Genomic DNA, 19,597 nt, shown 5'->3' on the forward strand with positions numbered 1-19,597 from the left:
TTTAACAAATGTTTTTAGAAAATACAATAAATCACGCCAAACAAAGCGGATGGATGGAAGTTATCTGTGGATCGATGTTTTCGGGGAAAACCGAGGAACTGATTCGCCGATTGAGAAGGGCTGAAATGGCGGGACAAAAAGTTGAAATTTTCAAACCAAAACTGGATACTCGTTACGCTGAAGAAGATGTGGTTTCGCATAACCAAAACAAAATTCGCAGTACTCCAGTAGAAAGTTCAAACGAAATACTTTTGCTGGGTTCTACTTGTGATGTTGTTGCGATAGACGAAGCTCAGTTTTTTGATGACGGTATTGTAGAGGTTGCTAACCATTTGGCTAATAACGGAATACGTGTTGTTGTCGCCGGTCTTGATATGGATTTTATGGGCCGTCCTTTTGGGCCGATGCCCAACTTAATGGCCACTGCAGAATATGTGACGAAAGTTCACGCCATTTGTAAAAGAACCGGAAATTTGGCCAATTATTCCATGAGAACTTCGGAGAGTAAAGATTTGGTGCAGCTTGGCGAAACTGAAAATTATGAAGCAGTAAGCCGCAGAGTTTTTGTGGATGAAGTTTTAGAGAAAAACCAAAAGGCATGAACTACACCGCAAAGCAAATTGCAGAAATTACCGGAGCAAAACTTATTGGCGACGAAAATTTAGCAGTAAAAAACATCGCTTTCGACAGCCGCAATATTTTCTCTTCAGCAAATACTGCTTTCCTTGCGATTAACACTTCGAAAAATTCAGGAGAAAAATATATCCAATCTGCGATTGATAAAGGAATCAAAATTATTATTTCTGAACATCAATCCGTTGATAATGAAAATATTACATGGATTATTGTTGAAAATTCTGTGGAATTTATTCAGAAACTTGCTAAATATCACGTTCAGCATTTTGATTTAAAAACCATTGGAATTACCGGAAGCAATGGGAAAACGATTGTTAAAGAATGGCTTTATCAAAGCGTTTGGGACGAATTCAAAACAGTAAAAAGTCCGAAAAGTTTCAATTCACAAATCGGTCTTCCTCTTTCTTTGCTTCAGATTAATGAAAATCATGAACTGGGAATTTTTGAAGTTGGAATTTCGAAACCAGGAGAAATGCATATTCTTGAAGAAATCTTCTCTCCAAACATTGGAATTCTTACCCATATCGGTTCCGCACATTTAAATAATTTTGAATCTGAAAATCAACTGACCGACGAAAAAATTTCACTTTTCAAAAATAGTGAAACAATCATTTTCAATGGAGATAACGAACTAGTTGTCAATAAAATAAATGACCTTTACTCAAGTAAAAAATTAATTTCATACGGTTTAAAAACTGGAAGCAAAGTCACTATTAAAAACGACTGGAAAAACAGAAATGAAGACATTGAAATCGGCTATTTTCATGAAACATTTTCGCTTCCTGTCAATCAGAGAGATGAAGCGACTTTAAGCAACGCTTTGTGCATTATTGCCACCTTAAAGGAACTTGGATTTGACAACGAGAAAACCATAGAGAAAATCAACAATCTGCGAGCGGTTGAAATGCGTCTTGAAAGCGTGAATGGCGTTCGTAACAATTTGATTATCAATGATTCCTTTAATCTTGATTTGGATTCTTTGAAGATTGCATATCAGTTCATTAAAGAATATCAAAAAAACAATAAATCACTCATCCTTACTGATTTTGTTGAAGGAAGAAATTCCGAAAAACTATATCAGGAAATTGCGGAGCTCACGAATGAACAAAATTTCAGCAAAATCTTTTTAATCGGCGAAGATATTCCCAATTATCAGCAGCTTTTTAAGGCTGAAACTTACACTTTCGGTAGTACGAATGAATTGATTGAAAGTCATCATCTTAATCAGATTGAAAACGAATTAATCTTACTGAAAGGCGCAAGAAAATTCGAGATTGAAAAAGTAAAAAACCATCTCGAACTTCAGAAGCATGATACTGTTTTGGAAATAAATTTGAATGCAATCCTTCATAACATCAATGTTCACAAATCTTTAGTGAAACCTGAAACCAAAATGATGGCGATGGTAAAAGCCTATTCTTATGGTTTGGGAGGCTACGAAGTTGCAGAATTTCTGCAGCATCATCATATTGATTATCTTGGAGTTGCGTATGCAGATGAAGGTGTCGATTTAAGAAAAAACGGCATTTCTACACCCATTATGGTGATGAATCCGGAACAGCACAGCTACAATATTATCATAGATTATAATTTGGAACCGGAGATTTATAGTTTCCGCGTTTTGGAACTTTTCCATCAACAGCTTTTACAGAAAGGAATTCAGAAAAAATATCCGATCCACATCAAACTCGAAACCGGGATGCATCGTCTTGGTTTTAAGGTAGATGAATTGGATGAACTCATTGAAAAGTTGAACTCGATGAATGTAAAAGTGGAATCTATTTTCAGCCATCTTTCTTCGTCGGATGTTCCTGAAGAGAAAGCTTATACGATGGAACAGATTGAAGTTTTCAAAACCAATTCCGAAAAGTTGATTTCAGGATTGGATTATCACCCTTTAAGACATATCTTAAATACTTCCGGAATCGTGAATTACTCTGATTACCAATTCGATATGGTAAGAATTGGGATCGGAATGGTGGGAATTTCTTCCAATCCTGAAATCAAAAAACAATTGCAAAATGCGGTGAGTTTCAAGACGGTAATCTCTCAAATTTCTGAAGTAAAAGAAGGAGAATCCGTTGGTTACAGCAGAAAATACAAAGCTGAAAACGATACAAAAATTGCGACAATTCCAGTAGGATATGCAGACGGGATTCCAAGATTAATTGGCAATAAAGCGGGAAATGTAGGAATCAACAAACAACTCTACCCTATTGTTGGAAATGTTTGTATGGATATGATGATGATTAATATTGGCGAAGCTGTTGCTAAAGAAGGTGACGAAGTGATTATCTTCAATTCCAATCCTACTTTAGAAATTTTTGCAGATTACTGTAAAACAATACCTTACGAAGTTTTAACTTCCATTTCGAGACGTGTAAAAAGAATCTACATTAAAGATTAAATGAAAAAAATACTGCTGTTTTTCTTCGCTTTTTTTTACTTTTTTGCTGTAAATGCTCAGGTAAAAGAAGGCTTTGTTGTTCCTCCGAATCCTAAAATTGGTTTGTCTCTTTCTGGTGGTGGTGCAAAAGGTTTTGCACACATTGGTGCTTTGAAAGTTCTGGATTCTCTCGGCGTAAAAGTTGACTATATTTCCGGAACAAGTATGGGTGCGATTGTCGGTGGATTGTATGCTTCAGGATATACCGGAAAAGATATTGAGAAAATAGTGATGGATACTGATTTCTATAATATTATCGCCAACGAAAAAACAAGGCAGGAAACCACTTTTTTCAATAAATCTGTAGACAAGTATATTCTAACAATTCCGGTAAAAAACGGAAAAGTGAACGTTGTTCCCAAAGCGATTTCAACCGGACAAAAAAATATTTATCTACTGAAAGAACTCTTCAAAAATGTTTCTACTGTGGATGATTTTTCCAAACTTCCCATTCCTTTCATGTGCGTTGCAACCAACCTCGAAAGTGGTAAAATGGAGATTTTTGAGAAAGGAGATTTGGTAAGTTCCATTATGGCGAGTTCTGCTTTTCCTTCTTTAATGGACCCTGTGAAAATCGGAGATTCTTTGTATATAGATGGTGCGATGACGATTAATTATCCTTCAAAACCGTTAAAAGATAAAGGAATTGACATTGTAATTGGTGTAGATTTAAGCCAAGGATTAGTAAGTAGTGATAAGCTTCAAACAGCAATTGATATTCTGAACCAGGTCATCGATTTTGGTATTCAGAAAGAGACAAAGAATCAGCTGAAATATACAGATATCAATATTCACCCTAATCTAGAAGGTATGAGTGCGACTAGCTATGATTCCAAAAAACAGATTCTGGATTCCGGTTATGCAGAAGCTCAAAAATATATTCAGCCTCTTTCTTTATTACCAAAACGCAAAGACGATTTTCTGCGTGTTCCGATGAATCCTGTATATTCCAATGTCTATAAAATTGACAGTTTAATTGTTGTCAACAATCACATTTTCCGTAAAAATTATATCCAGGGAAAAATAAATTTAAAAGTTCCGTCTCTTCAAACCTACGGCGGAATCAATAAAATGATAGATAAATTGTATGCAACAAAAAACTACAAACTTATCAGTTACGATATCATTCAACAGGACGATAAGAATTTTCTGAAGCTTGATGTTACCGAAGACGACACCCGATTTTTCCTGAAATTCGGTCTACATTACGACGAAATTTTCAAAACCGGATTATTGCTTAACGCAACGGCAAAACGTTTGTTGTTCCGCAACTCTATAGTTTCTTTAGATGTGATTGTGGGTGATAAACCTCGCTATTACCTTAATTATTTTATTGATAACGGTTATATTCCGGGTTTTGGTTTCTATGGTTCCGGTATGACGCTTGATTTAAACGACCAGGATTCCAACGTTTTCGAAAAGTGGAACTGGTTCCGCAATGAAGTGTTTATACAGTCTGTATGGCGCGATAAATTCGCAATTGGCGGAGGTTTAAGTCACGATTACTTTGAAACAAAACTGGTAGGCGACCAAAACTATAGGAATTCGTATAATTTCATCAATCCGTATTTGTTCATTAAAAGTGACACACAGGACGATAAAAGCTTCCCAACGAAAGGTTTTTACCTGAATGCGGAAGGAAAACTTTTGGATTTACTGAACAAAGATTTGGAAGGCAGAACACTTCAGTTAAAAGCTACCTCCAATATCAATTTTCCCTTTACAAACTGGCTCACTTACCGTTTAGGTCTTGTCGGAGGATTTACTTTTGGAGACACATTAAGTCCGTATTATCACTATAGAATCGGGGGAATTTTTGAGCAAAACATAGGTAATTTCACGAGATTCCAGGGATATGAGTTTGGTTCTTTAAGTTCAAAAAATCTTCTTGTAGCTTCCAATACATTCCAGTTTAAAGTGTATAAAAACTATTTTGCGATGGCGAATGTAAGTTTTGCAAATTTGTTTAACGACATCAAAGTGGACGATATATTTCATATTTCAGAATCTTCCGCAGGAGTTACGGCTGGTTACAAATCCCCTTTCGGACAGATAAAAATCAACTACAGTTATTCACTCAACCAAAACAATGGTGTATTTTCAGTAATTTTGGGGCATTGGTTCTAACAGTATGATTCAGTATTTCTTTGAAAATATAGACGAAATTACAATTCCACCGGAGACATCCACTTGGCTGGAACAGCTTATTGTAACAGAAAATAAGAAACCCGGGAAAATAACATACATCTTTTGTGACGACGATTATCTTCTGAAAATTAACCAGGATTTCCTCAATCATGATTATTACACCGATATCATCACATTCGACTATGTGAAGGGCAAAACCATTTCAGCAGATATTTTTGTATCTTTGCCGCGCATTTCAGAAAACGCTTCCCTGTCAAAAGATTTTGATTCTGAATTACATAGGGTTTTAGCGCACGGCATTCTTCATCTTTGTGGTTATAAAGACAAAACTGATGACGAAATTACCGAAATGCGAAGCAAAGAAGATTTTTACCTCAATAAAAGAGAAAATATTTAATTTTTTCAGGAGCTTTATCCCGCTGTTCGCTCATACTCCTCACGCCAAAGCCCTATCCAGTGCCTGTTGCGGGGTAACCGCTTCCATCGGGGCTAAGACCAATTCAGGATAAATTTTCAATAATGTTTCACGTGAAACATTCAAAAATTTAGACAATGATAAGCGAAATATACGACGTAATTGTAGTTGGAGCAGGACATGCCGGTTGTGAAGCCGCAGCTGCTGCCGCAAATTTAGGTTCAAAAACATTACTCATCACCATGAATATGCAGACCATCGGCCAGATGAGCTGCAATCCTGCTATGGGAGGAATCGCAAAAGGACAAATTGTTCGCGAGATTGATGCAATGGGAGGTTATTCCGGAATTATTGCTGATAAATCTGCAATCCAATTCAAAATGCTGAATCTTTCCAAAGGTCCCGCAATGTGGTCTCCAAGAACACAGAACGACAGAATGATGTTTGCAGAAGAATGGAGGTTGGCTTTGGAAAACACACCAAATCTCGATTTCTTTCAGGATATGGTGAAAAGTTTGATTATCGAAAATGGAAAAGCCGCTGGTGTTGTTACTTCACTTGGAATTCAGATTAAAGGAAAGTCTGTTGTCTTAACCAACGGAACATTCTTAAATGGATTAATACACGTTGGAGATAAACAGCTTGGTGGTGGAAGAATGGGAGAACCCCGTGCTTTTGGAATCACTGAACAGTTGGTTTCTCTTGGTTTTGAAGCCGGAAGAATGAAAACGGGAACTCCTCCAAGAGTAGACGGAAGAAGCCTCGATTATTCCAAAATGGAAGAACAACCCGGAGATGAAAATCCACAGAAATTCTCTTATTTAGATACTCCTAAATTAACGAAACAGTTAAGCTGTCATATTGTATATACTAACGAAACAGTACACGATATTTTACGTGAAGGATTCGACAGAAGCCCTATGTTTAATGGTACAATACAAAGTATTGGTCCAAGATATTGTCCAAGTATTGAAGATAAGATTAACCGTTTTGCAGAAAGAAACAGACATCAACTTTTTGTAGAACCGGAAGGTTGGAAAACAGTAGAAATTTATGTCAACGGTTTCAGTTCATCACTTCCTGAAGAAGTACAAATAAATGCAATGAAGCACATTCCGGGATTCGAAAATGTAAAAGTTTTCAGACCGGGTTACGCTATCGAATACGACTACTTCCCTCCTACCCAACTCTACCATACTTTAGAAACAAAATTGGTAGAAAATCTTTATTTCGCTGGACAAATAAACGGTACTACAGGTTACGAAGAGGCTGCAGGACAAGGATTAATTGCCGGAATTAATGCTCACAATAAAGTTCACGATAAAGGCGAATTTATTCTAAATCGAGACGAAGCTTATATTGGAGTTCTTATTGACGATCTTATTACAAAAGGTACGGAAGAACCTTACAGAATGTTTACTTCACGTGCTGAATACAGATTACTTTTAAGACAGGATAATGCGGACATTCGTTTAACAGAAAGAGCTTATAATTTAGGTTTAGCTAAAGAGGAGCGATTGAAAAAAGTTGAAGAAAAAATTGCAAAAAGCACTGAACTCGAAGAATTTCTACGTGAAACTTCTTTAAAACCGGGAATCATTAATCCTATTTTAGAAACGATAGAATCCAGTCCTGTTGACCAAGCGTACAGAGCTGCACAAATTCTGACCAGACCAAACATGACTTTGGAAAAGTTGGAAGGAATTGAAGCTATTAAAGAAAAAGCCGAACAATATTCTGATGAAGTTAGAGAACAGGCAGAAATTAATATTAAGTATAAAGGATACATCGAAAAAGAAAAGGAGAACGTTGCAAAACTCAACCGTTTAGAAACCATTAGAATTCCCGAAGATTTCGACTATACTAAAATATCTTCCCTATCTTCAGAAGCAAAACAAAAACTGAATAAAGTACAGCCAAAAACAATTGCTCAAGCCGGAAGAATCAGCGGAGTTTCTCCTGCAGATATTAACGTGTTACTCATTTATTTAGGAAGATAATTAAAATGTTTCACGTGAAACATTAGTAAGATTCAATGAAGATTAAAGATTTATTCCTCACTCAAGAAACTTTTGAAATTAAAGAAACAGAAACTCCCGGAGTTTTCAAGACCTACCCTATTCCTGAAAACTTAGATAAATATTATGAGAGTAAAGAATACATTTCTCATCATCAGGATTCCGGAAGTGTAAAAGAAAAGCTCTACAAATTTTTACAGGGTTTCAATCTCAATTACAAAAGAAATATTCTTGCCCAAAATCTTTATCATAACGCAAAGGTTTTGGATTATGGTTGTGGTGCCGGAGAATTTGTAAAATTCATTGAAGAAGATTTCGAAACTTACGGTTTTGAACCTAACGAATCTGCAAGAACAGTTGCCAAACAAAAGGCTACAAAAACACACTTCATTTCAGATTTATCACAAGTAAATGATGGTTCTTTAGATGCGGTTACTTTATGGCATGTTTTTGAACATATTGAAAATCAACAAGATATACTCAATATTTTTTATAATAAATTGAAAACCAATGGTTTATTAATCATTGCAGTTCCAAATCCAAGTTCTTTCGACGGACAGAAGTATAAAGAATTTTGGGCAGCTTATGATGTTCCGAGACATATCTTTCATTTCACAAAAACCGGAATGGAGAAATTAATGAACACCGAAAAGTGGAAAATAAAAAAAATTAAACCTCTCCTACTCGATTCTTATTATATTTCGATGTTGAGTGAAAAGTACAAGAAATCTCCACTTTTTTGGTTAAAAGGAATGTTTTACGGAACGATTTCTAATTTAAAAGCATCAAAAACCGGCGAATTTTCAAGTTTGATATATATTATTGAAAAAAAATAGTTTTTGGATTTTTGAGCTGTTTCTGAAACCCAATTTTCGACCATTTTTTAAATTTTATTTTAAATTTTAATATTTAAATATTTAAAAAGTTTAGCAAATAAATTCAGAACTTAGAAACCAAAATAAAAAATCCGGAAACTCTTTTCCGGATTTTTACTTAAAAACTAAAAGTTTCGTTGAAATCTTAATTATTAATAGCAGCAACACCTGGAAGTTCTAATCCTTCCAAACTTTCCAACATTGCTCCTCCTCCAGTTGAAACGTAGCTTACTTTATCAGAGTAACCGAATTGCTTCACAAAAGCAACACTGTCTCCACCTCCAACAAGTGAGAAAGCTCCTAATGCAGTAGCCTCTGCAATGCTGTCTCCTAAAGCTACAGTTCCAGCAGAAAAATTCGGCATCTCAAAAACGCCAATTGGACCATTCCATAAAATTGTACGTGAATTCAAAATTACATCGTGGAAAAGTTCTCTTGTTTTTTCTCCTGCATCCATTCCCATCCAACCTTCCGGAATATCATAAATATCTACTTCTTTTCTTTGTGCATCGTTATTAAATTCATCAGCAATCACCGTATCTACAGGCAAGTATACTTTCACATTCTGCGCTTTTGCTTTCTCCAAAATTTCAAGTGCTAAACCCTGCTTATCAGCTTCCAATAAAGAATCTCCAATTTGTCCTCCCAAAGCTTTAATAAAGGTAAAAGACATACCTCCACCGATAATCAGATTATCTACAGCAGGCAAAATATTTTCTATAATGGTAATTTTCGTAGAAACTTTAGAACCACCCAGAATGGCAGTTACGGGTTTTTCGCCGCTTCTCAATACTTTATCAATCGCTTCTAATTCTTTAGCCATCAGTAAACCGAAAAATTTAGTTGAAGGGAAAAATTGTGCAATTACTGCCGTAGACGCATGCGCTCTGTGTGCTGTACCAAAGGCGTCATTCACGTAAGCATCTCCATATTTTGATAATTTTTCTGCAAAATCTTTATCTCCACTCTCCTCTTCATTATAAAATCTAAGGTTTTCAAGCAAAAGAATTTCGCCTGGTTTTAGATTTCCAGCCATATTTTTAGCATCTTCTCCAATACAATCATCACAGAACTGAACTTCTTTCCCAAAAACAGTTTCAATTTCAGGAACAATATTCTTCAAAGAAAATTCTTCGCTTACTTTACCTTTTGGTCTTCCAAGATGCGTCATCAAAATAACAGAACCTCCGTCATTAAGGATCTTATCGATGGTTGGCTTTACAGCCTGAATTCTTGTATTATCGGTAACTTTTAAATCTGCGCTTTGCGGAACATTAAAATCCACTCTTACCAAAGCTTTTTTATCTTTGAAATTGAAATCGTTGATAGTTTTCATTATTTCTAATTGGTTTAATTTTTGTGTTTCACAAATTTAAGACTTTCGGCTTTGAAAAAGAATAAAACCTTTCAGAAATTTCCACAGCCCCTTCAACAATTTATCATCAACATATTTTTTATTTATTAAAAGAAAAGAATATTGGTGTTGTTATATGATGTTAGTTTTGCGGATAAGTTTTTCCTGAAATTTTGTAACATTTTATTTTAATTAAGTTCATAATTTCTTCACATTGTAAGTAGCTGATTTTTAGATAAAGTTTTTACTTATCAACACTTGTTAATAACTGTTATGAAAGACATCTATTTAAAAACCTGGTATTAAAAACTTAAATATTTCTCTTCTAAAACTTCCGAAATAAATTTATAGAAAACTATAGAATTTTTTCTCAATATGAATTTAGTTTGAATTAAAAAAGAGAAATTTCAACAGAGTTTTCCACAACAATTCTAACAGAATTTAACATTAATCTTAAATTTTTGTTAATTGTTTTGTTTTCAATGCATTAAACATTTTAATTTTTAATAAATATTGTAGTAATCAGTATCTTATGGTTTATAATTTTTTAATTGTTGATGCAATAGATGTGGATAAAACTTTTAAATGTTAAATTTGTAGATAATCAATAAAAAGTAGAAATGAAAAAATTAGCCATTGCATGCGACCACGCCGGATTTGAGTATAAAGAATATCTAAAGAAGCAACTTTCAGCTCAATATGAAATTACAGATTACGGTACCAATTCTTTGGATTCTGTAGATTACCCGGATTTCGTTCATCCTGCAGCAAATTCCGTGGAAAGTGGCGAAAATGAAATGGGAATCCTGATTTGCGGAAGCGGACAAGGCGTACAACTTTCCGCGAACAAACATCAGGGAATTCGTTGTGCATTGGTTTGGATGCCCGAATTGGCAGAACTTTCAAGACAGCACAACAACTGTAATATGGTAGCGATTCCGGCAAGATTTATAGCGAAAGAACTGGCTTTGGAAATTGTGGAGAAGTTTTTGAATACCGATTTCGAAGGCGGAAGACACCAAAACAGGGTAGAGAAGATTGCATTTTGCTAATCAATACCAAACAATCATTAAACTATTATGGCAAAAAAATCAAAATTTATTTCTCATAAAAACAATCATAAACTGCAGGAAATCGGGAGGCTGATTTTAAGGTTTATGAATGAGAATTCAAACAAAATATACAATTACAAGCAAATTGCAGACGGAATTGATTACAGAAATCCGCGACAGAGAGAACAGGTGATTCAGTCTTTGCACAAATTATTGGCGGACCAAAGAATTAAGGAAGTCGAAAAAGGCAAATACATCCTCAACCTGAAAATTGCGGGAACTTTAACCGGAATTATCGATTTCAACCAATCAGGAAATGCTTATGTAAAAGTGGAAGGAGTAGAGGAGGACATATTTGTTCATTCTAAAAATGTAAAGGACGCGCTTCAGGGCGATAAAGTTCTGATCGTTACCTATCATTACAAAGGAAAAAAACTCGAAGGATCTGTTTTAGAAGTTATAGAAAGAAACCGCGACGAATTTGTGGGTACTTTTCAGTTCATTAAACATAAAGATTTTGGTTTCGTAGTTTCCGATAAAAAGCAGATTAACACCGATATTTTCGTTCCAAAAGGAAAAATTGGAGGCGCCAACGACGGCGATAAGGTGATTGTGAAAATGACGGGCTGGAAAGCAGGCGATAAAAATCCTGAAGGAGAAATTATCAAAGTTTTGGGAGCTCCCGGTGAACATGAAACTGAAATTCATTCGATATTAGCGGAATACGGACTTCCTTATCATTTCCCGCAAGAAGTGGAAAAAGAAGCCGATGAAATCGACCGACAAATCCACCAAAGTGAAGCACAGAAACGCCGCGACATGCGAAAAATTCTGACTTTCACCATTGACCCGAAAGATGCAAAAGATTTCGACGATGCGCTTTCCTTAAGAAAATTGGAGAACGGAAACTGGGAAGTGGGTGTTCACATCGCAGATGTTTCGCATTACGTGATTCCGGGAACTTTGTTGGATGATGAAGCTTACGACCGCGCAACTTCGGTGTATTTGGTGGATAGAGTAGTACCAATGCTTCCTGAGGTTTTGAGTAATGACGTTTGTTCTTTGAGACCGAACGAAGATAAATATACTTTTTCAGCAGTTTTCGAGCTGGATGACAATTCAAATGTTTTGAATCAGTGGTTTGGAAGAACGGTAATTCATTCCGACAGAAGATTTACCTACGAAGAAGCGCAGGAAAGAATTGAAACAGGAACAGGAGATTTAGCCGAAGAAATTTTAGTTCTCGACAGACTGGCAAAAAATTTAAGATTCGATAGAATTAAAAAAGGAGCGATTACTTTCGACAGAAGCGAAGTACGTTTCAACCTTGATGAAAACAACGAACCAATCGGCGTTTACTTCAAAATGAGCAAAGATTCAAATCATTTAATTGAAGAATTTATGTTGTTGGCGAACCGAAAAGTTTCGGAATATGTTTCGTTGAACCGAAAAGGCGAACCTACGAATTTGACCTTTATTTATCGTATTCATGATGACCCGGATCCGGCAAAATTAGAAGCTTTGCGTGAATTTGTTTCCACATTCGGTTACAAAATGAATTTAGCTAACACCAAAAAAGTGGCGGAAAGTTTAAATCAGTTATTGAAAGACGTAAAAGGAAAAGGCGAGGAAAACATGATTGAAACTTTAGCGATGCGTTCGATGAGTAAAGCGGTTTATTCCACCGACCCAATTGGACATTACGGTCTTGGTTTTGAATTTTACACGCATTTTACTTCGCCAATCCGCCGTTATCCGGATTTAATTGCGCACCGTTTGTTGCAGCATTATTTGGATGGAGGTAAATCGGTAAGCAAACAGGAATACGAGGAAAAATGCAAACACTGCAGTAATATGGAACGTCTTGCAGCCGATGCAGAAAGAGATTCCATCAAGTTTATGCAGGTGAAATTCATGGAGAAACATTTGGGAGAAGAATTTACCGGTGTTATTTCCGGCGTTGCAGATTTCGGTTTTTGGGTACAGATTCCGGAGAATGGAGCAGAAGGTTTAATTAAATTACGCGATTTAATGGACGATTCTTACGTGTACGACGCGAAAAAACACGCCGTTTTTGGAACAAGAACCGGAAACCAATATCAATTGGGCGACGAAGTGAAAATTAAAGTCATGAAAGCTAATTTGATTCAGAAACAGCTTGATTTTAAAATTGTGCAGTAACAAATTGAATTATAATACATTAAGGCAGACGAAAGTCTGTCTTTTTGTTTTTAAAACGATGAATCTAAATTAATTATTAAATTTGGGATTCAATAGTTATCATGATTGGTTTAATTTTATCGGCAATCGGTTTAGGTTTAATGCTCAGTCTGGTCTTCATCGGACCCATATTTTTCCTTTTGATTGAAACGAGTTTTTCCCGTGGGCCAAAACATGCGTTAGCGCTCGATGTTGGAGTAGTCACAGCCGATATTTTATGCATTATTGCAGCTTATTTTGCAAGTCAGGATATTGTTGCACTCATTGATCAACATCCCGGATTTTATCGGATTACAGCGTTGATTATCCTCATTTATGGCGTCGTCATGATGGTCACAAAAACCAAAATGCACCTCCCCAATGAAGAAAAGTTCATCAGTCTGAATTATTGGAAAACCTTTCTGAATGGATTTCTATTCAACTTACTGAATGTTGGGGTGATTCTTTTCTGGTTGGTGACGGTTATTTCAGTTCGAAATCAGTATCCAGACACAGGAAATTTTGTACTTTATATTTCTTTGGTTATTGCCACTTATATTGGGGTAGATTTGGCTAAAATTTTCCTGGCAAAACAGTTTCACTACAAACTCACAGAAAAGCTCGCAAACAGCATAAGAAAAGGAGTAGGAGTGATTTTGATTATCTTCAGTTTCTTTATTTTCCTGCAGAGTTTTGCGAAATTTAATCAATTTGATAAACGTTTGGAAGAAGCCGAAAAGGAAGAAGTGAAATTCCAAAAACAACACAAAAACTAAATTTTTAGTTTAAACGATGATGAATAACATTATTTTCCCAAAAAATTTAAAGAAACGCGATAAAATTGCCATTATTTCTCCGGCCGGAGCTGTGGAAGAAGCACAGCTTGAAAAAGGGCTGAAAATGCTTGTTGATAAAGGCTACGAACCGGTTTTGGGAAAGCATCTGTACACCAAATATTCCAAGGGATACAATTACGCCGGAACCGAAAAGGAAAGAATTTCTGAGCTGAACTGGGCTTTAAACAATCCGGAAATTTCAGCTGTTTGGGCTTCTCGCGGCGGTTATGGTTGTCAGCATTTGTTGCGACATCTAAAACTTTCAGAATTCAGAAAAAATCCGAAATGGTATATTGGATATTCCGATAATACCGTGCTTCAAAGTTATTTGTTGAAAAATGGTTTTGCTTCTATTCATGGACAAACACTGAAAACTTCTTCCTTCGGAGTTATTGAGGAAGGTTATGAAGGAACGTTTGATATTATGAAAGGCAAGAAGCCGAAATATTCAATTGATAATCACCAATTCAACAAAGAGGGAAGAGCAGAAGGAATTTTGGTAGGTGGAAATTTAGCCTTGATTTATGCGCTTTTGGGTACTAATTATTCTTTCAACTTTAAAGACAAAATCCTTTTTATTGAAGATATTGGTGAAAACTTCTACGCTTTGGACAGAATGATGATTTCTCTTGATTTGGCAGGCGTTTTCAGAAAAGTAAAGGGAATTATTATCGGTGGAATGATTAATATGGGCGATGAAAAAGAAAACAAGGAATACGAAGAAAGTTTCGATTCTTTTGCCTACAAAATTATTTCAGAAAGGCTTGCTAAATATGATATTCCAACAATTTTTGGTTTCCCGAACGGACATATTTTCGATAACAGACCTTTGATTATTGGCGGAAATGTGAAGATGGAGGTGAAGGCAAAGGTGAAAGTTGAGTTTACATAACACCAAACTAAACCCGAAACTTTGAACTGAACATGGCTGAACACAATGATTTCGGAAAAGTTGCTGAAGAACTCGCTACCGATTTTCTTGTGAAATCAGGCTATAAAATTCTGCTTAAAAATTACCGCTATCTGAAAGCTGAAATCGACATCATCGCCGAGTTTGAAAACCAAATCATCATCGTCGAGGTAAAAGCAAGAACAACAGATGCTTTCATTGAACCTCACGAAGCCGTAAACAAACGAAAAATCAAACTGATTGTTTCCGCTGCGGACTTCTTTATTCAGGAAAATAAAATTGATAAAAACGTCCGCTTTGATATTATTTCAGTGCTACCAAACGAATTGGGAAAACTTGAAATTAAGCATTTCATCAACGCTTTCGAATCCATTGATGCCAATTAAAAAGCAGTCACATTTCTGCAACTGCTTAACAATAGTTTATTTTTTAACATTTATTTTATCTCAACACAACCAACTCTTCCACCCGCATTTCCCGTGGGTTGAGTCTGAAAATCATCTGCTGAAGCATGAACGACTAGTGATTTACCAACAATATTCTTACTCTCATCAGTACAACCCATACACCATTTATCTGTTTTGAAAACCAATCTTGCTGTTCCGTTTTTGTCTGCGGCTAAATTTCCAATATCACCCATGTGATGCATTCCGTGTCCCCATTTTCCATGGTTATCCGTAGTTGGATTCCAGTGACCTCCTGCAGAACTTGCGTCGGTTGCAGAGCAATCGCCTTTTTCATGAACGTGAACCGCGTGAATTCCGGGAGTCAGTTTGTAAACATTCAAATCCATTTCAACATTTCCTCCCTTTTGGGTAAACATTGCTGTTCCCTGCGTTTGGGTGCCGCTTTTAGAATGTACGGTGTATGTCTTTGTGGTAGAGCAGGATGCAGCCAAAGCCGCAAAACCTGTCATCAATGATAAAGTAAGAATTTTCATAGCAGAAAAATTTTAAGATTTTTTGATGTTGAAAGTTACGCATTTACTCAAGACAACATTTATGCTTTTATCTGAAAATTTTACAGTTTTCACTACTCTTTGTCAAAGTTCAAAATCTTTGTCAAAGTGTTAAATTTTACCGTTCAGCTTTCAAAAACAACCATTCAGAATATCTTATTTTTACATCAACTAAAACCATTCTACTTTTGATTCATCAAAATTGAAATCATGAAAACTCTTGTAAAGACTTTTTCGGCTTTATTCCTTTTTATCGCAACTTTTTCTTTTGCACAGGTAAAAATTGAAGGAAAAGTAACCTCAAAAAGCAAAGGTGTACAAGACGTTTCCGTTACTTTAAAAGACACTTACGACGGAGCAACAACCGATGAAAACGGAAATTATACTTTCGAAACTGCGGAAACCGGAAATCATATTTTGGTTTTCAGTAATCCAAAATTTGAAGATGTTGAAAAACAAATTGTTATAGAAAACAAACCTATCACTTTGAATGTGGATTTAAAAGAACAGATTTCTGAAATCGACGCCATCGTTATTTCTGCAGGAAGCATTGAAGCGAGCGACAAAAAACGTGCAACAACTTTATTGACGCCGATTGATATTTATACAACGGCTGGAGCGAATGCACAGGTAACATCGGCTTTGGAAACGCTTCCAGGTGTGCAAAAAGTTGGGGAAGCTGAAGGCCTTTTCGTTCGTGGTGGAACCGGAGCAGAAACCAAATTTTTCATGGATGGAAATTTGGTGAACAACTATTTCAGCAATTCAGTTCCGGGATTGAAAGGGATGGATAGGTTTAACACGTCGCTTTTCAAAGGGAATGTATTTTCGAGCGGCGGTTATTCTGCAATGTACGGGCAGGCTTTGTCGTCGGTTTTAATTTTAGAAAGCATCGATTTTCCGGAAAGGAATTCTTTTGACATCGGCGTTTCTCCAATATTTTTAAATGCCGGTTTTCAGAATGTTAATCAAGAAAAAACCAAATCTTTCGGGATTTCTGCGGGCTATTTCAATTTAGCTTTGATGGAAAAAATCCTAAATTTCAATACCAATTTTACCAAATCTCCCGCTGGTTTTGATACAAATTTCAACTTCAGAATAAAAAATAAAAATGGAGGAATCCTCAAATATTACGGAAGTTTTGATACGAATACACTTGGTTTGAAAGAACAAAGTTTAGAACCTAATACCGATTTCGATAACACTTCTCTGAAAGGAAGCAATACGTTCCACAATGTTTCTTTCCGTCAAAAATTTGGCTTGTACACGGTAAATTTAGGGAGTTCTTACACGTTCAACCGAAATCATATCGATTTGAGTAATACTTACAATAACGCAGATTTCAACCAAAATTCTATTGAAATAGATGGTAATTATTTGAACACCAAAGGAACGATTGAAAGAAAAATCGGGAAAATTTCAGCAGTTAGAGGTGGAGTAGAATTTAATCAAACCAATGAGACAACAACGGTAAAAGTTGCTCCACAACCTTATAAATTTATTGACCAAATTGCATCGGTTTTTGCGGAAACGGCTTTAGGTTTTAGTAATGATTTCACTGCGACTGTAGGATTAAGAGCGGAACATTCTTCCGCTATTGGAGACTGGAATTTAGCACCGAGAGCAGCTTTGGCTTACCGACTTTCTAAAAATTGGACCACTTCTTTAGCGTACGGAATTTTTTATCAAAACCCTGAAAACCGCTACTTTGGAAATCATAATTTAAATTATCAGAAAGCTGACCATTACGTTTTGCAGGTTCAGCGCGCTTCCGAAGGAAGAAGTTTGAGGTTGGAAGCGTTCTACAAAAATTATGAAGATTTAATTAAAAATAAGGTTGAAAATTATCGTCCAATTGCTTTTAACAACGACGGAGACGGCTTTGCAAAAGGATTGGAACTCTTCTGGAGAGACAAAAAAACTTTGAAAAATATCGATTATTGGGTTTCATATTCTTATTTGGATTCCAAAAGAAATTTCCAAAACTATGACCGACAACTTTTCCCCAATTTTGCTGCAAAACACACACTTTCTTTAGTGGCTAAAAAGTTTGTAGTTGATTGGAAAACAGGATTTAACATGTCTTACAGTTATTCGTCAGGACGTCCGTTTTACAATTTTATTACAGACAGTAACGGAAACTACGAACTGAAATCTTCGGGAACTTTAAAAGATAACAGCGCATTAAATTTCAGTGTAAATTACCTGCCGAATCTGGGTAAGAAAGATTCGAAAGCCTTTACAGTACTGGTTTTGTCGATTAATAATGTTTTAGGAACGAAGAATATTTATGGCTATAATTTTTCTAATGACGGTTTAAGAAGCCGACCTATTTTGCCTTCTTCCAATACGTTTGTGTTCATCGGAGCTTTCATCAGTTTTGGCGTGGACAGAACACAGGATGCGATTAATAACAATCTTTAGGAAGAACCAAGAACCAAGAGTCCAGAACCAAGATAAAAACGATTCAGTTGTAAAAAATTACCGTTCGGTATAAAATATTTCACGTGAAACATTGTTTGCAACTATCTTTGAATCATCAATTTAAAACAACAAAATAAAAATTTAATACAATGAAATCAATCAGTACAAAAACAGTTTTAGGATTTGCTTTCCTTTTAATGAGCATCTTCACTTTCGCACAGTCAGCCTACGAAAAAGCAATGGGAGAAAAAGTCCACAAAGTTTGGCAATGCAAAACGCCAGAAGAATTCACCGCACTTTCCAACGAATTTACAAGAATCGGCGACAAAGAAAAAACACAATGGCTTCCTTATTACTATGCAGCTTTAACATCCATACAAAAAGGAAGAACCATGATGAGAGAAGGAAAAATAAATGAACTCGACGCCGTTGCAGACGAAGCACAAAGATCTTTAACTAAATCTGTAGAATTGAATCCGGATAACGCAGAAAATTACATTCTGACCAAAATGGTTCACTCTTTAAGAATGATGGTGAATCCACAGCAAAGATTTATGACCGAAGGAATGGCTGCAGCAGAAGCACTTTCAAAAGCTGAAAATTTAGATGCTGAAAACCCAAGAATTACTTTGTTGAAAGGAGAAGACACTTACTTTACTCCGGAGCAGTTTGGAGGAAGCAAAGTAAAAGGCAAAGAATTGATTGCTAAATCTTTGGAGCAGTTCAAAGTGTACAAACCCAAAACCGCTTTAGACCCAAATTGGGGACAAAAAGAAGCAGAATTTATGATGACGATGAACTAAAAACACTTTTCATATTTTACACGAAACCCTTTCACAGTTTTAAAATCTGAAAGGGTTTTCTAAGTAATCATTTCGCCCAATCAAAAAAGAAATTCTTGCATTCGTGGTAATTAACAGTTCAGTCTTCAAAACATACAGTTCGGTCACTTAAAATTTGAAATCTTCTCCAGCTGAAATACCTTTACATTATCAAATTAGAACAAAATATTTATTTTAAAAAATCATCGAAATGGAAACTTACACAACAACACACGAACAAAGATTAGCAGCAGCACAAAAACAGGTAAAAAGAATCAAAGGATTTTACAACCATTTAACTGTTTACGTTTTAGTTAATCTTTTCCTTTCGGGGATTAAATTTTTCAAAAATCCCGACACATGGCTTGAAATCGACAATTTTTCATTAATTTTTTGGTGGGGGTGTGCAGTTGCAATCCACGGAATTGCAGTTTTCGGACAATCTCAATTTTTTGGCAGCGATTGGGAAGAAAGAAAAATAAACGAACTGATGAACAAATAATCT

General features: G+C 35.8%; 16 protein-coding genes. 14 read left to right on the forward strand and 2 right to left on the reverse strand.

Annotated features, from left to right (window positions below; genetic code table 11):
* Window positions 1–8 precede the first annotated feature (8 nt).
* The 6 genes from Q0252_RS03665 (at window position 9) to Q0252_RS03690 (ending at window position 8,499) form a co-directional block, all read left to right on the forward strand.
* Entirely contained in the window at window positions 9–602 is a 594-nt protein-coding gene (locus Q0252_RS03665) for a thymidine kinase (RefSeq protein WP_297983926.1), read from the forward strand.
* A complete protein-coding gene (locus Q0252_RS03670; protein WP_297983928.1) occupies window positions 599–3,043 on the forward strand; it encodes a bifunctional UDP-N-acetylmuramoyl-tripeptide:D-alanyl-D-alanine ligase/alanine racemase in 2,445 nt (814 codons plus the stop codon). The genes Q0252_RS03665 and Q0252_RS03670 overlap by 4 nt, the downstream gene beginning before the upstream one ends.
* Window positions 3,044–5,209, forward strand: coding sequence for a patatin-like phospholipase family protein (locus tag Q0252_RS03675; protein WP_297983930.1), 2,166 nt, complete (start codon window positions 3,044–3,046; stop codon window positions 5,207–5,209).
* Window positions 5,210–5,213: 4 nt separating this feature from the next.
* On the forward strand, window positions 5,214–5,627 hold the full coding sequence (gene ybeY, locus Q0252_RS03680) for an rRNA maturation RNase YbeY (RefSeq protein ID WP_297983932.1): 414 nt from the start codon (window positions 5,214–5,216) through the stop codon (window positions 5,625–5,627).
* A 155-nt stretch (window positions 5,628–5,782) separates the two neighbouring features.
* On the forward strand, window positions 5,783–7,645 hold the full coding sequence (gene mnmG / locus Q0252_RS03685) for a tRNA uridine-5-carboxymethylaminomethyl(34) synthesis enzyme MnmG (RefSeq protein ID WP_297983934.1): 1,863 nt from the start codon (window positions 5,783–5,785) through the stop codon (window positions 7,643–7,645).
* A 35-nt stretch (window positions 7,646–7,680) separates the two neighbouring features.
* Window positions 7,681–8,499: a class I SAM-dependent methyltransferase gene (locus tag Q0252_RS03690; RefSeq protein ID WP_297983936.1), complete on the forward strand. Its 819-nt coding sequence runs from the start codon at window positions 7,681–7,683 to the stop codon at window positions 8,497–8,499.
* Window positions 8,500–8,683: 184 nt separating this feature from the next.
* On the opposite strand, the gene pgk is transcribed toward Q0252_RS03690, so the two are convergent.
* On the reverse strand, window positions 8,684–9,874 hold the full coding sequence (gene pgk, locus Q0252_RS03695; RefSeq protein ID WP_297983937.1) for a phosphoglycerate kinase: 1,191 nt from the start codon (window positions 9,872–9,874) through the stop codon (window positions 8,684–8,686).
* Between the two features lie 638 nt (window positions 9,875–10,512).
* Here pgk and rpiB point away from each other — a divergent pair.
* The 5 genes from rpiB to Q0252_RS03720 all read left to right on the forward strand — a co-directional run bounded on the left by rpiB (window position 10,513) and on the right by Q0252_RS03720 (window position 15,275).
* Window positions 10,513–10,944, forward strand: a complete 432-nt coding sequence (gene rpiB, locus Q0252_RS03700; protein WP_297983938.1) for a ribose 5-phosphate isomerase B — start codon at window positions 10,513–10,515, stop codon at window positions 10,942–10,944.
* A 27-nt stretch (window positions 10,945–10,971) separates the two neighbouring features.
* Entirely contained in the window at window positions 10,972–13,125 is a 2,154-nt protein-coding gene (gene rnr / locus Q0252_RS03705; RefSeq protein WP_297983940.1) for a ribonuclease R, read from the forward strand.
* Window positions 13,126–13,226: 101 nt separating this feature from the next.
* Window positions 13,227–13,919: a LysE family transporter gene (locus tag Q0252_RS03710; protein ID WP_297983942.1), complete on the forward strand. Its 693-nt coding sequence runs from the start codon at window positions 13,227–13,229 to the stop codon at window positions 13,917–13,919.
* Window positions 13,920–13,938: 19 nt separating this feature from the next.
* A complete protein-coding gene (locus Q0252_RS03715) occupies window positions 13,939–14,871 on the forward strand; it encodes an LD-carboxypeptidase (protein ID WP_297984055.1) in 933 nt (310 codons plus the stop codon).
* Between the two features lie 32 nt (window positions 14,872–14,903).
* On the forward strand, window positions 14,904–15,275 hold the full coding sequence (locus Q0252_RS03720) for a YraN family protein (RefSeq protein ID WP_297983943.1): 372 nt from the start codon (window positions 14,904–14,906) through the stop codon (window positions 15,273–15,275).
* A gap of 50 nt (window positions 15,276–15,325) precedes the next feature.
* On the opposite strand, the gene Q0252_RS03725 is transcribed toward Q0252_RS03720, so the two are convergent.
* Window positions 15,326–15,829, reverse strand: a complete 504-nt coding sequence (locus Q0252_RS03725) for a superoxide dismutase family protein (RefSeq protein WP_297983945.1) — start codon at window positions 15,827–15,829, stop codon at window positions 15,326–15,328.
* A 228-nt stretch (window positions 15,830–16,057) separates the two neighbouring features.
* Here Q0252_RS03725 and Q0252_RS03730 point away from each other — a divergent pair, with 228 nt between their 5' ends.
* The 3 genes from Q0252_RS03730 to Q0252_RS03740 all read left to right on the forward strand — a co-directional run bounded on the left by Q0252_RS03730 (window position 16,058) and on the right by Q0252_RS03740 (window position 19,594).
* Window positions 16,058–18,271 (forward strand): TonB-dependent receptor, encoded by a 2,214-nt coding sequence (locus tag Q0252_RS03730; RefSeq protein WP_297983947.1) that lies wholly within the window; start codon window positions 16,058–16,060, stop codon window positions 18,269–18,271.
* A 149-nt stretch (window positions 18,272–18,420) separates the two neighbouring features.
* A complete protein-coding gene (locus Q0252_RS03735) occupies window positions 18,421–19,074 on the forward strand; it encodes a hypothetical protein (RefSeq protein ID WP_297983949.1) in 654 nt (217 codons plus the stop codon).
* 229 nt (window positions 19,075–19,303) lie between these two features.
* Window positions 19,304–19,594 (forward strand): 2TM domain-containing protein, encoded by a 291-nt coding sequence (locus tag Q0252_RS03740; RefSeq protein ID WP_297983951.1) that lies wholly within the window; start codon window positions 19,304–19,306, stop codon window positions 19,592–19,594.
* The last annotated feature ends 3 nt before the right edge of the window (window positions 19,595–19,597 follow it).

It is taken from the genome of uncultured Chryseobacterium sp. (assembly GCF_936933875.1).
Taxonomy (GTDB): Bacteria; Bacteroidota; Bacteroidia; order Flavobacteriales; family Weeksellaceae; genus CAKZIK01.

Coding starts and splice junctions, on each gene's coding strand:
- Q0252_RS03665 (WP_297983926.1), top strand. CDS start 9: ATGTTTTTAGAAAATACAATAAATCACGCCAAACAAAGCGGATGGATG.
- Q0252_RS03670 (WP_297983928.1), top strand. CDS start 599: ATGAACTACACCGCAAAGCAAATTGCAGAAATTACCGGAGCAAAACTT.
- Q0252_RS03675 (WP_297983930.1), top strand. CDS start 3,044: ATGAAAAAAATACTGCTGTTTTTCTTCGCTTTTTTTTACTTTTTTGCT.
- ybeY (WP_297983932.1), top strand. CDS start 5,214: ATGATTCAGTATTTCTTTGAAAATATAGACGAAATTACAATTCCACCG.
- mnmG (WP_297983934.1), top strand. CDS start 5,783: ATGATAAGCGAAATATACGACGTAATTGTAGTTGGAGCAGGACATGCC.
- Q0252_RS03690 (WP_297983936.1), top strand. CDS start 7,681: ATGAAGATTAAAGATTTATTCCTCACTCAAGAAACTTTTGAAATTAAA.
- pgk (WP_297983937.1), bottom strand. CDS start 9,874: ATGAAAACTATCAACGATTTCAATTTCAAAGATAAAAAAGCTTTGGTA.
- rpiB (WP_297983938.1), top strand. CDS start 10,513: ATGAAAAAATTAGCCATTGCATGCGACCACGCCGGATTTGAGTATAAA.
- rnr (WP_297983940.1), top strand. CDS start 10,972: ATGGCAAAAAAATCAAAATTTATTTCTCATAAAAACAATCATAAACTG.
- Q0252_RS03710 (WP_297983942.1), top strand. CDS start 13,227: ATGATTGGTTTAATTTTATCGGCAATCGGTTTAGGTTTAATGCTCAGT.
- Q0252_RS03715 (WP_297984055.1), top strand. CDS start 13,939: ATGAATAACATTATTTTCCCAAAAAATTTAAAGAAACGCGATAAAATT.
- Q0252_RS03720 (WP_297983943.1), top strand. CDS start 14,904: ATGGCTGAACACAATGATTTCGGAAAAGTTGCTGAAGAACTCGCTACC.
- Q0252_RS03725 (WP_297983945.1), bottom strand. CDS start 15,829: ATGAAAATTCTTACTTTATCATTGATGACAGGTTTTGCGGCTTTGGCT.
- Q0252_RS03730 (WP_297983947.1), top strand. CDS start 16,058: ATGAAAACTCTTGTAAAGACTTTTTCGGCTTTATTCCTTTTTATCGCA.
- Q0252_RS03735 (WP_297983949.1), top strand. CDS start 18,421: ATGAAATCAATCAGTACAAAAACAGTTTTAGGATTTGCTTTCCTTTTA.
- Q0252_RS03740 (WP_297983951.1), top strand. CDS start 19,304: ATGGAAACTTACACAACAACACACGAACAAAGATTAGCAGCAGCACAA.